Consider the following 14,226-nt stretch of genomic DNA (forward strand, 5'->3'; position numbering starts at 1 on the left):
GATGAACGCTTTTGCGCCAGGCCCTCGCGGGCATATGCTTTTCGGCTGTTCTGAACGATTTCGTAACGAACCGCTGGTACTTTTGAACGAGTGTCGGCAGCGCTACGGAACCCTCGTACGATTGCCCGTTGGTTTTGGGGCTTCATTCTGTCTGGCCTTTGACCCGACGGATCTCGATACCATTTTCCAGAGCGAAAACTTCGGCCGCAGCGATATCGCCGCGGCCTTTGGGCCCTTGGCGGGTGGCAGCATGATCATTGCCGACGGCCAGAAGTGGAAGGAACAACGCAAGGCGGTCATCCCGTCGTTTGCCCTGCCGCGCTTGCGTGAGTTGGCCCTGAATGTGGACGCACTGGCTCACGAGCGCGTGGCTGGCTGGTCCAATCGCGTTGACCACAACGGCGACATCGACTTGCAGCAGGAAATGGTCGAGTACGCCATGGACGTGTTAACACAGTTTCTCTTCGGGCACCGTATCAGTGCCCGAGCGATTGAGCGCATTTCGCACGGCTGGACCTTGAGCCTGCGCTACATGAATATTCGTCTTTCCTCACCTGTTCCGCTTCCCGATTGGTTACCGACACCCAATAACCGCAGGCTGCACAACGCCGCAGGACAGATCGCCACCGTACTGTTGGAAATCATTGCCCAGCATCGCAGCAGTAAAGACGCCATTGCTGGAGGTTTCCTTGGCGACTTGATCAGCTACCGCGATGAGCAAGGCCAGGCCCTCGACGATCAGCACATCCTTCGGGAAATCATGGGGGTGTTCCTCGCAGGCTTCGACACCGTCGCGTCAGCCATGATGTGGACCTTATGCGATCTGGCCCAACACCCGAGCTGGCAGCAGGCGGTACGTGATGAACTGCATTCAGTCGTCAGCAGCAGCCGGCTTGACTTGAAAGATACCCCCGCACTGGAACAGTGCTTTAACGAATCCATGCGCCTGTCACCACCGCTGTGGTTGATCGATCGCAAGGCGAACCAACGTTGCGTACTCGGTGGACAACGCGTTCCAGGAGGTACCAACATCATCATGAGTCCTTGGGTGACCCACCGCGATCCTAATTTCTGGGAGCGACCTCTGGACTACTATCCCGAACATTTTGCGGCGACAGCCCCCAGCCGCCCCAAGTATGCCTACTTTCCCTTTGGCGGTGGACGGATGAAGTGCATCGGCATCGGCTTGGCACACTTGCAATTGAAGGCTTTACTCCGGCAGGCGCTGACCCATTACGAGCTCAATGTGCGCCCCGAACATCTGCCTGAAATTGAACCGGCATTCGTTCTTCGGACGCGCAATGGCCTGAAGACCTCTCTGACTCGGCGTGAAACTTATGGCAAAGCCGCTATCGCGATCTAGCCGAGGACTTCTATTGGCCTGCCTGACACTCCTCTTGAGCCCCTGCGCAAACAGTACAGAAGAACAGTACAAACTCACAGTCCAGGGTAATGGCTACGAGCCGGCGCGCACGTCCTTTATGGGCCTGCAGTTCAAGTGGGACCGCCATGAGCAGTTGATAGAGCAAATGTCGCTGGATATGGAGATGGAATTACAGTGGGCGGGGTTGAACCGATACGACGCTGTAGACCTGCGCGAGTTTTCGTTGTCCTACCGCCCAGGACCCTGGCAGTTGGGGGTCGGACTAAGCAGGGTGTTTTGGGGCGTCACCGAATCCCGGCATCTGGTCGACGTAGTGAATCAGGTCGACCTCAGGTTCGACCCAGATGGTGACGCTCGTCTATCTCAGCCTATGGCCTCAGTGAGCTATCGAGGCCTGGGGCAGAACGTGACGCTGTATGCTCTACCCTGTTATCGCAAGCGTCCAGATGCGCTGATCTTCGGTGAGCATGGCGCGCAGGACCCAGCCTTTGAGCAGGATCTATTCACGCCGCTGCACTGCTCCGATCAGCCCGACTTTGCAGTGCGCGCCACCCAGGTGGCAGGCCCCGCGGATCTTGGCTTCAGTTACTTTCGTGGACATAGTCGCGAGCCCTACGCGGGGCATACTCCTTCCGGCATCAACCCGGCGTATCCTAAGGTAGAGAGGCTCGCAATCGACACTCAAGTGACACTGGGCGCTTGGCTGCTGAAGCTTGAAGCTCTGCTCCAAGACAGCGAATACCGGATGGATCGGGCCAGTGTCTCGGGCTTCGAATACACTTGGGTGTCGACCTTCAGCGGTGCCAGCGACCTGTCGCTGCTGTACGAGCACCTGACCGACACACGGTGCGACAGCATTACTGCGTCATGTGGCGAGATGCTGGGGATCCGATGGATTGCCAACGACGTCATGGACACCAACATGCTGGTGTCCGCCGTGAGAGATCGCCAAAACGGCTTATGGGGCCTAAAAGTTCAGGGCAGTCGGCGCATCAATGAACAACTGAGTCTACTGCTCAATAGTGGCGGCATGTACCGAGCAAGGTACCTATCCATTGGGCTATCCTATGCATTTTGATCACATTGGCGGCCCGTTTCAGCTCCGTCCTGCTTTACGCGTGACAGCAACAAATACAGGGTGGTTTTTATGGCATGAGGCCAGTCTGCACGCGTTTTGCTCGATCGCCCACTGCACCCCGAGGTACGAATAGTGGCACGTAACAGCAATGCTGACCCCGTACTACGCAATCTGTTTTGCTTCAACTTCTATCGAGGATGGCGGGGGATTTCTGAGTTCTACAGAAAGTACCTGCCAGAAGGTGTATCCGCGCAACAGAGTTACCTTCTGGAGCTTTGCAAGACGGATGAAGGGATCTTGGTGGGAGATATTGCGTATCAGCTTGAAATAGAGATTTCGGCAGTATCCGGATTGCTTAAACGCATGGAAAGCAGCGGCCTTATTAGGCGAGAAGTGCTACCGTCGAACCGACGTCAAACCTTAGTGTTTCTGACTCTTCAGGGTGAAGAGCTGCGCAGGAAAGTCCATGAGTCGATGATGGTTGCTGATCGTTTATTGTCTGAGGCTATCCAAACAGAGGACAAGCTTTCGCTGATAAGAGTTGTCGATCAGATAAGGCATCTCATAGACGCTGAGTAAGCATAACGACTGAACTGTAGGGGAGCCACTGAGGCAGAAGTCTGTTGTGGCACAGCGCGTTTTTTGCGCCCTGCTCGTTGATCGCCAGCAGTAATCGAGTCGATCTCTTTACAGAGCTGGGCGATAGAGAGGCCTGATCACGGCACAAACTCCACCTTCACCCCCCGGCTCGCACTACGTCCCTGATCATCATTGACCCGCAACCGGTATTCCCCCGACTTGCCCGGCCGCCAGTTCAGCGTGGTTTGCGGCGGGCCCTGGCCGATCAAGGTTTGGTCGGCAAACCAATACAACGTTGTCGCATCGCTTGCCGCGTTGGCATTCAGCGGGATGCTTTCCTGCGGCTGGGACAGGCGTAACTGATAGCTCACTTGAGTCAAAGGTGAGCGTATCTGCGGTGCTTCGCTCTGATCGCTGACACGGTTGGGTTGGCAGTTCTTCATCACGTTGGGCGGTGTGCGCCGTGGCAGGCCGGCAGCGCGGTACAGGCGTTGCACATCGCTGGGCCAGAATTCGAAGACTTCTTCGCGGGTGTATTGCGCATCGAACGGCGGGCAGGCGGCTTTGCCGGTACGCGTGTCGATGAGCACCGGGCGGTGCAGGTTGGACACGCGAATCGGCGAGACGCCTGGCACATACCAGGTCTTACGGGTCTGCGGGCACCAGCGGTTGGGCAACTCGCCGGAGGCAGCGCAGACGTCGATACGCACCAGCCCGGCGGGTGGCTTGTCGGGCTTGATCACCACAGTGGGCAGCGCCAGGGGCAGGGCGTCGGCGATGCGGAAGAACAGCGGCGCGGCGGTCTTGGCGCCGATAAATGCAGGGTTCGGCCGGCCATCGAAGTTACCCACCCACACCACCAGCACGTAAGGGCCGACCAGGCCAGCGCTCCAGGCGTCGTGAAAACCCCAGGAGGTGCCGGTTTTCCACGCGGTGCGCCAATGGCGGCCCGGCAAGCCATCCGGGCGTGGGTTGCGGCGCAGCATGTCGCGCACCATAAACGCGGCTTGGGGCGTCAGGAGTTGGGGGCCGGTAGATTGCGGCTGTTCCTGCAAATAGCGCAGTGGCCGCAAATGCCCGTCGCCGGCCAGCATCACATACAGCTGCGCCAGCTCCTCCGGCGTCATCTCGCCGCCGCCCAGCGCCAAGGCCAGGCCGTAATGGCTCTCGCCGCGCAGGCCTTTGATGCCGGCGCGTTGCAGTAAGCCGTACAGCGAAGGCGACTTGACCTGGCTGGCGAGCCACACCGCCGGGATATTGCGACTCCGGATCAAGGCATCCCGCGCCGTCAGCGGGCCGATAAAACTGCCGTCGAAATTTTCCGGCTGGAAGTAGCCGAAGTTACTCGGCAAATCCTTGAGAATGCTCATCGGGTGAATCACACCCTGATCCAGCGCCAGCCCATACAGAAACGGCTTGAGGGTCGACCCCGGCGAGCGTCGCGCCAAAACACCGTTGACCTGCCCGTGGATGCTTGTGGATAAGTAGTCCGCCGAGCCCACCAGCGCCTTGACGCTCTGGTCGCGGCTGTCGATCAGGATCGCCGTGGCGTTCTCCACGCCGGTGCTGCGCCGCTCGGCGATAAAGCCGGTAATCAGGCGCTCCAGCAATTGCTGAAGGGGCAGATTGAGGGTGGTGTTGAGTTCGTTGCCAGCCTGGGACGCGAGCAACTGTTCGCTCAGGTGCGGCGCCAGAAACGGGATCTGCTGACGGCTGCGCGCTTCCAGCGGCAAGTCGAGCAAACTGTCGTTTCGCGGGTCTTGTGGATAAGTTTCACGCCAGTCGGCCATCAGGCGTAGCCGCGCGTTTTGCAGCGACGGCCCAAAGCGCGCGCGCCGCCCCGGCTGCTGGGGAATCACCGCCAGCGCCAGCGCTTCAGACAACGACAACTGCGCCGCCGACTTACCAAAGTAAATCCGGCTGGCCGCTTCGGCGCCTTCGATGTTGCCGCCCATGGGCGCCAGGTTCAGGTAGGCCTCAAGGATGTCGTGCTTGCTGTAACGCGCCTCCAGCCACAGCGCCAAGGCCATCTGCTGCAACTTGCCCGGCACCTGGCGGGTGTTCAAGTCCCACAGTCGTCGCGCCAGTTGCATGCTCAAGGTTGAGCCGCCCTGGCGCTGGCCGCCGCTGTAGGTGGCTATGGCCGCGCGCAGTAGCGCCGGGGGATTGATTCCCGGGTGCCAGTAGAAATTGCGGTCTTCCTTGAGCAGCAACGCTTCGACCAGTGAAGGCGACATGCGCGCAAGCGGCAGCCATAAACGGTATTGGCCGTCAGTTGCCAACGTCATGCGCAGCAGCGCGCCGTCATCGGCCAGCACCACCCGCGAGGAGGTCACGGCCTGATCCAGCGGGGCATGCGGCCATAGCCGCAACCCCACCAGCACCGCCGCTGTTGCCAGCAGCGGCGTCAGGCGTTTAAGGCTTGGTAATTTCAAGCTGGCCTACTTTGCCGCGCCCTTGCAGGGTGGTTTCGTACATCCCTTCGGCGTAGGCCGGTGGCGTGTTGAAGGTGCCGGCGTTGGTGGCGCGCACGCGGTAGACGAAAGTACCTACATCGCGCAGCGCGGTGCCGTACAACACCACTCGATCATCCCGCACATCCACGTAGTCCGGCTGCCAGTTGCTCAGTTCGGTTTCGCCGATGGGCGCTTGCCAGGCGTCAGTTTCATCACCGTCGGCGGTTTCCACGTACTCCGAATCGTCGCCTTCACTTTCATCGGCGCTTGCGGCCTGCGGCTCCGGCGGCAAGTTATACACAGGCTCGACACCACCGGGCAGCAAGTCGACCACGGCCACTTGTTGCACTTGGTCGCGGTCGGTTGCGCGCAGACGCAGGCGCACCAGGAACTCGTCGCCCACCGCCACTTTGCTCACCGGCTCGCCCTTGAGGTCGAGGTATTCGTGGATGATTTCCAGGCCATTGTTGATCGGCTTGAGCTTGGCGCCCTTGTCGAAACCGGCTTCGCTGAGCATGTAGAACGCGGCCGGGCCGTCGGTTTTTTCCATCACCAGCTTTTGCGTGGCCCCCGGCACGACGGCGCGCGGTGGCTGACCGGCCATCTCCAGCAATTGCTGCTGCTTGTCGCCCAGCCACGCGGTGGCCTTGAGGGTCATGTCGCTCTGCGCGCGCTGGCCATAGTTGTCCAGAGCACGCAGCAACAAGGCGGCCGACAGCGAGTTGTAGCGTTGCTCGTTAAGGCGTTTGCCGAGTTTATCCAGCAGCGCTGTCGGTACCTCGTCGAGCAACTCTGGGAAATGCCGCGCCAGCAGGTGCAAGTGTTCAGCGTCGTGCACCAGCGGGTCGTAATACAGGCCGTCGCTGACCCACTTATCCACAAGGGAACGCCATGGGATTTTGCGGAACAGCGTATCGGCCTGGCGATCCTGCTTGAGCAGTTTGTAGCTGGCGGCCAAGTAAGCAGCGCCCAGGTCGTTCTGCCAGGTGTCTTTGAAGTAGCTCTCGTAGCGCTCGCGGATATCGCTCAAGGCGCCGCTCACGAGAATCCCCTGACGGCTCAGCAAGTAACTGGCGTAGGCACGGTTGCGCAATTCTGACAGCCCTTCGCTCGGGCCATTGGCCAGGTCCGTCAGGTACGCATTGGAGCGCACCAGCAAATCTTCCGGCACCGGCAGCCCGCGTTCCTTGGCTTCGATCAGGAAGTCGGTGGCGTACAGGCTGGCATACGGCGCCACATCCGGGTTGGCGGCCCACAAACCGAAGCCGCCGGCTTGGTTCTGGCGTTGACGCAACATGCGCACCGCGCTGCTGAACGCTTGCTCGGCTTCTGGCGCCGTGCCGCCCCAGATCAACGCCGGCATGGCCTTGGACACCAATTGCTCGGTGCAGGCGTAGCCGTAGTCATCCAGGTAATGCTTGAGGCCGTTAGCCCATACCAGCGGCGAGGCCGCCACGCCCAATTGCACATCGCGCAGTTGGCTGAACAGCTCGCGGGTTGGTTTCAGCTCTTTGCTGGCGCTGTCGAAACGGCCCAGGCTCAAGGCCACGCGGTGCTCGCTCAGTGGGCGAATCGAGGTGGTTTCCGCGACCTGGATGCGCTTGCCGTCCGGCAGCACGGCGATAAAACGCAGGTCCGCCGAGCCGAGGGTTTCGCCGACCTTGATTTTGAACTCTGCGGTGCCTTCCTTGCGCGGTTGCAACGACAAGGTGCTGCCTTTGTTGCCTTGCACGTTGAGGCCGTCGCTGGTCTGCAGTTCAAATTTCACGTCCGCCGCTGCGTCGAGGTTGCTGAACACCCCGGCGCTCACATTGAAAACATCCCCCGGCGCGACAAAGGCCGGCACGTTCGGCGTGATCACGATCGGCCCACGCACGTCGGTGCTGGCCTCGCTGACACCCACGCTGTCGGCATCCACCGCCACCGCAAACAGGTGCAGCTTGCCGTTGAAACTGTCCGGCACCTGGTAATGCAGCACGGTTTCACCGGCCGGCAGGTCGATCAGCCCGGACCACCACGCCACTGGCGGCTGATGTTTACGTTTGAATGGGTTGAGGTGATTAGCCAGCGCGCCTTCCGTATCGCCACCGGGTGCTGCCCCACTGAGCAGGCGGCTGAATTCCGGCAGGATCAGGTCAAGAATCTGACTGGTGCCGACCTCCAATGCGCGCTTCTGGAAGAAGAAGCCTAGCGGGTCCGGCGTCTGGTAGCGCGCCACTTGCAAGATGCCTTCGTCCACCGCGTAAACCACCGCGCGGCCTGGGCGGTCGGCGGTAACCTTGATATCCAGAGTTTGCCCCGGTTCAATCTTCGCCGGGCCTTCAACCTTCAGCGCCATGCGCCGCGCATCCAGGTTGATGCTGAACGGCACCACACCGTAGGACAGCGGGCTCATATAGACCTCGGACGAGCCGATGTCCCGCACAAACTGCACGTTGACGTAGGCATTGCCCTCAAGCCCGGCAGGCACGCGGATATGTTGCACGCTGCTGGTGCTGTCGGCCTTGAACCATTGCTGGGTGTAAACCTTGTCACGCTCGATGGTGATCAAGCCGGCGCCGGTGTAGGGCGCGCGAATGCTGATCGCAATTTCATCACCGCTGGCATAGCTGCGTTTATCCAGGCGCAGCTGCAATTCGGCGTTACGCTCCAGGGAGCGCGACGTGTTGCCACGCCCGGCCACGCTGTAGTCGATCTGGTTGAGCAGGTTGCCGTTGGCATCCTTGATCTGCAGGGTGAAATCGCCGGGCGTGCCAGTGTTCAGAGCCTGTTTGGCACCGTCTTTTGTCATCGTCAGTGGCGAGGCAGGTTGGCGGATATTCTTGATGCGCGATTCGTACTTGTAGGTGCCGTTGGACTGTTTCACCAACACCGACACATAACGGTGCTCGACCACTTCACTGGTCAGGCCGTCCACCGCCAGTGGCGTAAGGTCCGGCGCGACGGCCAGCCACTGCACCTGACGCGGGGCGTTCTTGGCGACGTACGACAGCGAATCCTGACTTTTCACACCCACCAGATACGGCGCGGACGACACCAGCAGCGCACTTTGCGCCGCCACGTTACGGCCACCTTCGGCCTCGAACACCTGGGTCATGACCTGCAGGCGATAGGTGCTGTTGGCGAAGCGTTGCAGGTTGAGGTCGAGCACGGCCTGGCCGTTATCGTCCACGGTGGTTTCGGCGAGGTCTTCGGTGCTGGCCTCTTCCAATGAATCGTTGAGGCGGAAGCGGTAATCGGGATAACGGTCGAAGGCCGCGAGCGTCGGGCTCAAGGACATCTTCGCTGTCACCCGGCGCCCGGATGCCGGGGCGCCGAACAGGTGCATCGCGGTGACTTTGGCTAGCACTTGGTCTGGCGCAATCCAGCCCATCACGGGGGTGTCGTGCAGGCTCAGGCTGACCTTCATACGGTCCGGCTCGAAATCGCGGACCTTGAAACTGACGTTGCCCAGGTCGGTGCGGGTGTTCTTCTGGCCGATCAACTGCAAAGTCGCGGTGTAATCGCCCGCGGGGGCGACTTCACTGCTGGGGAAATCAAAGGTTTCAAAACCGCTGGTGGACAGCTTCAGCGGCTGGCGAATCACCTCCAGGCCACGCGGGTCGGTGATTTGCAGCTCCACCGGCAGGCCTTGCAGGGCGCCTTTCCAATTGCCGCTGCGTACGATCATGCCCACGTGCGCCGTCTCGCCCGGGCGATACAGGCCACGGTCGGTAAACAGGTACGCGCTGAGGCGATCAATCGCACCATCTTCTTCCAAACCGCCTACGTCGAAACGCGACAAATCCAGCTGCTGAGACTGACGGGCAATCGGCAGGAAGGACTGGTCATTGCCGCGAGTGACCACATACATCAACGGCGTTTTCTCACGGCGCAGTTCATCCAGCTTGGCGAAATGAACATGACCTTCGGTGTCGGTGCGGCCACTGCTCACCGGCAGGCCGTTGCGCCCGATGATGTCGACCTGTGCATCGGCCACCGGTGAGCCATTGCCGATCGACTGTACATACACATCGTGGCTGCCGTCGCTGGAGCGCTTGGCGATGATGCCGAGGTCGGTCACCACGATAAACCGCAGGTCGCTGGTGCTGCTGCGGTCGTACTCGAACGTACGCTCGGCCGGGTCATCCTGAGGGCTCAGCTTGAGTACGAAAATGCCGCGACGCCCGCCGTTGGCGGTCAGGTAGTGGCTCAGGTCAACGTTGTCGTACACGGTTTTCGCTGGGTCATTGGATGAGAGCGGAATATCCAGCGACTGGCGCTCGACCATCCGATCAAAGTATTCGTTGCCGAAGTTCGGCCGAGCGAAGCTGCCACTGCTCTGGTCCACCAGATGTTGCAACTGGTTGGGTAACAGGCGAGCGACTTCCACGTGGGCGCCGGGCACGCCACGGGCCATGAAGCCCAGGCGTTTTTCGCCGTTGAGGCTGAGCAGTGCACCGTCAGACAAGAACTGCAAGGTACGCGGATACGCCGGCATGCTGATCAACGAGGCCGTAGGGTTTTTCGCCAGGTAGCCACCGATGGCTTCCAGGTTGGCGGGCACGCGCACATACAGCGCGCGGCCAGCCGGGGCCTTGAACTTGAAGGCGTGCAGGGTGTTCAGCGGCTCGACGCTGGGCACGTGGGTCAGGGTGACCTTGGTGCTGCGGGCGAGCATCGCGTCGTCGATGTCGTTGCTGGTGTAGGGGCGGGTGTCGTCCTGGGCTTTTTCCGGCAGCAGCCAAGCCTGGACCTTACCGGCGATGGTGTCATCGGCTACGGCGCTGGAGCTGCTGAACATCAGCACCGGCTCCGGCTCGCCGCGCTCGTTATCCACAAAACTGACTTCGGCGCCGGTAAAGGTCAGGCGATAGCGGCCGGGCACGGTCACTTCCGCCACCAGCGGCGCGTTGCTGGCATTGCCGCCATCACGGGCCTTGATGCCTTCGTCGAGCTTGGCGCTGACCGGTGTACTTTCCAGCGGCGTGGCCAAGGCGGCGGAGCGCACGTAGGCGTTGAGCCTGGTGTCGTCGAAGGTGATTTCGGGGCGGTTAGGCAACTGCGCGTCACGGTAAGCCAGGCCTTTGCCGAGGGTCACGGACACGTGCTTGCGCAGGTTGTCTTCGCCCACCGGGTGGGAAAAGTGGAAGGTCGCCACCAGCTGTTTCAGTGTTGGGTTGGACGGATCTTGATACAGCTCGTTATGGGCCAGGGAGGCGCGGAACGGCTGGGTAGAAAACTGGCTGCTGTACTGGCTGAGCAGCACGCCGTCGGCCAGGAGATTTTTCTTGGTCAGGTCGAGGGTGTAATGGGTGTCGATGGGCCAATCTTTTTCCGGCACGAACAGTAAGGTGCGGTCGTCGGACCAGCGCCAGGCGCCCGCCACAGTGGGCTTGAGCGTGATGCCTTCGGTAACCGGTTTACCAATCGCCGCCAACGGGGCCACGGATTCAGCGAAACGCACCTGCAAGTTATCCACAACCGGCGGCTGCTGGGTGTAATCCGTCAGGTTAGGTTTGTGCAGCGAATAACCCACGGTGTGCGGCTGCGGCAGGTTTGAATACCAGTGCCAGCCATAGAAGCCGGCGGCGGCCAGCAACACCAGCCCCAACACCCCAGCGCCAGCCTGTCGCGGGTAAGCGCGAGCCTTGCGGCCCAGGTTCGCCAGGCCATGGCCGATAGCACGCAGCCAGGAGGGCGGCTGCCATTGGCCGAACAGGGCACTCACCACAGTGGTTAACAGGCTGAGAAAACGGCGGCTGATCGCTTTCAACGTATCGAACATGGTGAGCATCCCTGGCTAAGTGCGGCGTATCTTACAGCGTCTTTGATACAAAAGATGACGTGGATACACCGCAGGGCTCAGGCGTGCTGCACAAAAGTGAGGCGCAGCGCAAAACCGATCAAAAGACTGCCGAATAACCACTGCTGCATACGTTGTGCCGAGCGATTACCTGCCAGCCAGCGGCCGATGCGTGCGCCGGCCAGGGCGTAGCAACAATCGAAGACGAAACCGACACTCACCAGGATCACGCCCAGCAACGCAAACTGCGCCGCCACCGGGCCGGTTTGCGGGTTGATGAATTGCGGCAGCAGCACCGAGCAGAACAACAGGGCCTTGGGGTTGAGCAGATTGGTCAGCAGGCCGCGTTGAAAGGCCGCGCGCCAGGCGTGGGCTGGCGGGGCGCCGTGGTTCGCTTCGAGCGCCGGCAGCATATTGGCGCGCAGGCATTGCACGCCCAGCCATAACAGATAGGCCGCGCCACCCAGGCGCACCACATCAAAGGTCCATGGTGCCACCTTGAACAAGGTCGCCAGCCCCATGCCCGCCAACGCCACGTGGCACGCCCGGGCGATCCCCAAACCGATTGCCGTGGTCAGCGCCAACGCCTTGCCCTGGCGCGCGCCGGTTTGCAGCAACAAGATCATGTCCGGCCCCGGCAGCAGATACACCACCGACAGCGCCACCAAAAATAACCAGAGCTGCGCCATGTTTCACCCCCTTCAATTGTCGGCTAATTCTAGGGCGGGAGGGCGAGGCAGGTGCTTGCGTAGTCAGCTAGAAAAGCGTCTAGTCTTGGCACTATCTGCCACTTATAAAACCAGCGACCATTCATTTATGCCAAATCTAAAACTCGATGCCTTTGACCGCAAGATTCTCGAAGCCCTGCAACGGGACGGGCGCCTGAGCAATGTGCAGCTGGCTGATGAGATCGGCCTGTCTGCCTCACCTTGCTTGCGGCGCGTGCGGCTGTTGGAAGAGGCTGGGGTGATTCGCGGCTATCAAGCGACGCTGGATCGAGATGAAGTGGGCTTGGGCATGATGGTGTTTGTCGGTGTGAAGGTGGAACGGCATAACGACACCGAGGCGAATGCGTTTCGTGAGGCGGTGACGGCGTTGCCCGAGGTGATCTCGGCTTTTTTAGTGTCGGGCGAGTCGGATTTTCTATTGCAGGTGGTAGTGCCGGATTTGCGTGGGTATGAGCGGTTTGTTACTGGGAGCCTGCTGAAGCTGCCGGGCGTGAGGGATATCCGCAGCAACTTCGCGATCCAGACCGTGAAAACCCCAGGCGCCTTGCCCTTGGGGCATTTGCCAGGCTGAGGCCTTGAAAACACCAAAAAACCAATGTGGGAGCTGGCAAGCCCGCTCCCACATTTTGATCTTCACCTGACTTGTGTTCGGTGGGGTCAGGTCCACCAGTACCGCACTAGGTGAAAGAAAATCGGCGCGGCAAAACACACCGAATCCAGCCGATCCAGCATGCCGCCGTGTCCTTCGATCATATGCCCCCAATCCTTCACGCCGCGGTCGCGCTTGATCGCCGACATCACAATGCCGCCGGCAAACCCGAGCAGGTTGATCAACAGCGCGATCAAGAACGACTGCCACGGGTTAAACGGCGTGGTCCACCACAGCGCCGCGCCGATCAGGGATGACAGCAGAATCCCGCCGACAAAGCCTTCGACGGTTTTCGACGGCGACAGGTTGGGCGCGATCTTGTGTTTGCCGAACAGCTTGCCGCACACGTACTGCAGCACGTCCGACAGCTGCACCACAATTACCAGATAGGCGATCAGCAACAGGTTGCGGCCTTCGTAGCCAGGAATGTCGAGGGTCAGCAGGGCCGGTACGAAGGACACGCAGAACACCGCGATCATCAGGCCCCATTGCACCTTCGATGCGCGTTCCAGGAAGTGTGTGCTGTCGCCGCCCAGCGAAGCGAGGATCGGCAGCAGCAGGAACAGGTACACCGGGATGAAGATCGAGAACAGCCCGTACCAGTCGGCATAAATCAGCAGGTATTGCAGCGGCAACGCCAGGTAGAACGCGGCCACCAGCGCCGGGTAGTCACTGCGACGGGTCGGGGTGAGAGTGAGGAATTCGCGCAGGGCGTAGAACGACACCGCGTAGAACAGCAGGATCACCGCGCCGGTGCCGAGCCAGAAGGCGATGCCGATGACTACGACCATCACCCACCAGGCGTTGATGCGGGCGTTGAGGTTGTCGATCACCGCATTCGGCGTGCCACGGGTGCGTAGCTTGAGGATCAGGCCGATCAGCGAGGCGAGCACCAGGATGGCGCCGATCCCGCCAAACAACATCAGGGTTTGGCTATCCATGTCAGACAGGCTCCGGGGCAAGGGCGAGCAGGGCGTCGCGGGTGCGGGCGAGGAAGGCGGCTTTGTCTTCACCGTCTTCCAATTGCAGTGGCGCGCCGAAGCTGGTGGTGCACAGCAGAGGCAACGGTAGCACGCGGCCCTTGGGCATGACTCGGTTAAGGTTGGCGATCCACACCGGGACCAGTTCGGCCTGTGGGTAACTTTTCGCCAGGTGATACAAGCCGCTCTTGAAGGGCAGCAAGCCGTCTTCGAGATTGCGCGTGCCCTCGGGGAAGATGATCAACGAGTCACCGCCTTCCAGCGCGGCGAGCATGGGCTGCAAAGGGTTATCCACAGGGTCTTTGCGTTCTCGATCAATCAGCACGCCGTTGAACACGCGGTTGATGATGTAGCGGCGCAGCGCGCTTTTGTTCCAGTAGTCGCTGCCGGCCACCGGGCGTGTGAATTTGCGCAGGTTCTGTGGCAACGACGCCCACACCAGCACAAAGTCGCCGTGGCTGCTGTGGTTGGCAAAATAGATGCGTTGCACCGGCACCGGCGCGCAACCCAGCCACAGGCTGCGGGCGCCGGTCACGGTGCGGGCCATTGAGGTAATGAGGGTGGCAACCACGGGTTCGAACATGGGG

Annotated in this window: 9 protein-coding genes; 4 read left to right on the plus strand and 5 right to left on the minus strand. The window is 60.8% G+C overall.

The window, feature by feature from the left end; translation table 11 throughout:
- The first annotated feature begins 1 nt into the window (after position 1).
- The 3 genes from FW764_RS06315 (at position 2) to FW764_RS06325 (ending at position 3,041) form a co-directional block, all read left to right on the plus strand.
- Positions 2-1,363: a cytochrome P450 gene (locus tag FW764_RS06315; protein ID WP_446433211.1), complete on the plus strand. Its 1,362-nt coding sequence runs from the start codon at positions 2-4 to the stop codon at positions 1,361-1,363.
- Between the two features lie 13 nt (positions 1,364-1,376).
- The gene (locus FW764_RS06320; RefSeq protein ID WP_446433212.1) at positions 1,377-2,462 is read left to right on the plus strand and encodes a hypothetical protein; all 1,086 of its coding nucleotides are present in this window, start codon (positions 1,377-1,379) and stop codon (positions 2,460-2,462) included.
- Between the two features lie 132 nt (positions 2,463-2,594).
- Positions 2,595-3,041, plus strand: coding sequence for a MarR family winged helix-turn-helix transcriptional regulator (locus FW764_RS06325; RefSeq protein ID WP_446433213.1), 447 nt, complete (start codon positions 2,595-2,597; stop codon positions 3,039-3,041).
- Between the two features lie 137 nt (positions 3,042-3,178).
- On the opposite strand, the gene pbpC is transcribed toward FW764_RS06325, so the two are convergent.
- The 3 genes from pbpC to FW764_RS06340 all read right to left on the minus strand — a co-directional run bounded on the left by pbpC (position 3,179) and on the right by FW764_RS06340 (position 11,971).
- The gene (gene pbpC, locus FW764_RS06330) at positions 3,179-5,476 is read right to left on the minus strand and encodes a penicillin-binding protein 1C (RefSeq protein WP_446433214.1); all 2,298 of its coding nucleotides are present in this window, start codon (positions 5,474-5,476) and stop codon (positions 3,179-3,181) included.
- Positions 5,457-11,264, minus strand: a complete 5,808-nt coding sequence (locus tag FW764_RS06335; RefSeq protein WP_446433215.1) for an alpha-2-macroglobulin — start codon at positions 11,262-11,264, stop codon at positions 5,457-5,459. Before FW764_RS06335 ends, pbpC begins: the two co-directional genes overlap by 20 nt.
- Before the next feature lie 77 nt (positions 11,265-11,341).
- Positions 11,342-11,971 (minus strand): LysE family translocator, encoded by a 630-nt coding sequence (locus FW764_RS06340; RefSeq protein WP_446433216.1) that lies wholly within the window; start codon positions 11,969-11,971, stop codon positions 11,342-11,344.
- 127 nt (positions 11,972-12,098) lie between these two features.
- Here FW764_RS06340 and FW764_RS06345 point away from each other — a divergent pair, with 127 nt between their 5' ends.
- Positions 12,099-12,581, plus strand: a complete 483-nt coding sequence (locus FW764_RS06345) for an Lrp/AsnC family transcriptional regulator (RefSeq protein ID WP_016978705.1) — start codon at positions 12,099-12,101, stop codon at positions 12,579-12,581.
- Positions 12,582-12,667: 86 nt separating this feature from the next.
- Here the strand turns inward: FW764_RS06345 and FW764_RS06350 are convergent, their stop codons facing one another.
- Together FW764_RS06350 and FW764_RS06355 are read right to left on the minus strand one after the other, a co-directional pair.
- On the minus strand, positions 12,668-13,600 hold the full coding sequence (locus tag FW764_RS06350; RefSeq protein ID WP_094949046.1) for a phosphatidate cytidylyltransferase: 933 nt from the start codon (positions 13,598-13,600) through the stop codon (positions 12,668-12,670).
- A gap of 1 nt (position 13,601) precedes the next feature.
- On the minus strand, positions 13,602-14,222 hold the full coding sequence (locus FW764_RS06355) for a lysophospholipid acyltransferase family protein (RefSeq protein ID WP_446433217.1): 621 nt from the start codon (positions 14,220-14,222) through the stop codon (positions 13,602-13,604).
- Positions 14,223-14,226 lie beyond the last annotated feature (4 nt).

Source organism: Pseudomonas sp. 1152_12 (assembly GCF_052850675.1).

Bases quoted from the DNA above. Each gene is read 5' to 3' on its own strand.
- FW764_RS06315 (WP_446433211.1), top strand. From the start codon at position 2: ATGAACGCTTTTGCGCCAGGCCCTCGCGGGCATATGCTTTTCGGCTGT.
- FW764_RS06335 (WP_446433215.1), bottom strand. From the start codon at position 11,264: ATGTTCGATACGTTGAAAGCGATCAGCCGCCGTTTTCTCAGCCTGTTA.
- FW764_RS06340 (WP_446433216.1), bottom strand. From the start codon at position 11,971: ATGGCGCAGCTCTGGTTATTTTTGGTGGCGCTGTCGGTGGTGTATCTG.
- FW764_RS06345 (WP_016978705.1), top strand. From the start codon at position 12,099: ATGCCAAATCTAAAACTCGATGCCTTTGACCGCAAGATTCTCGAAGCC.
- FW764_RS06350 (WP_094949046.1), bottom strand. From the start codon at position 13,600: ATGGATAGCCAAACCCTGATGTTGTTTGGCGGGATCGGCGCCATCCTG.
- FW764_RS06355 (WP_446433217.1), bottom strand. From the start codon at position 14,222: ATGTTCGAACCCGTGGTTGCCACCCTCATTACCTCAATGGCCCGCACC.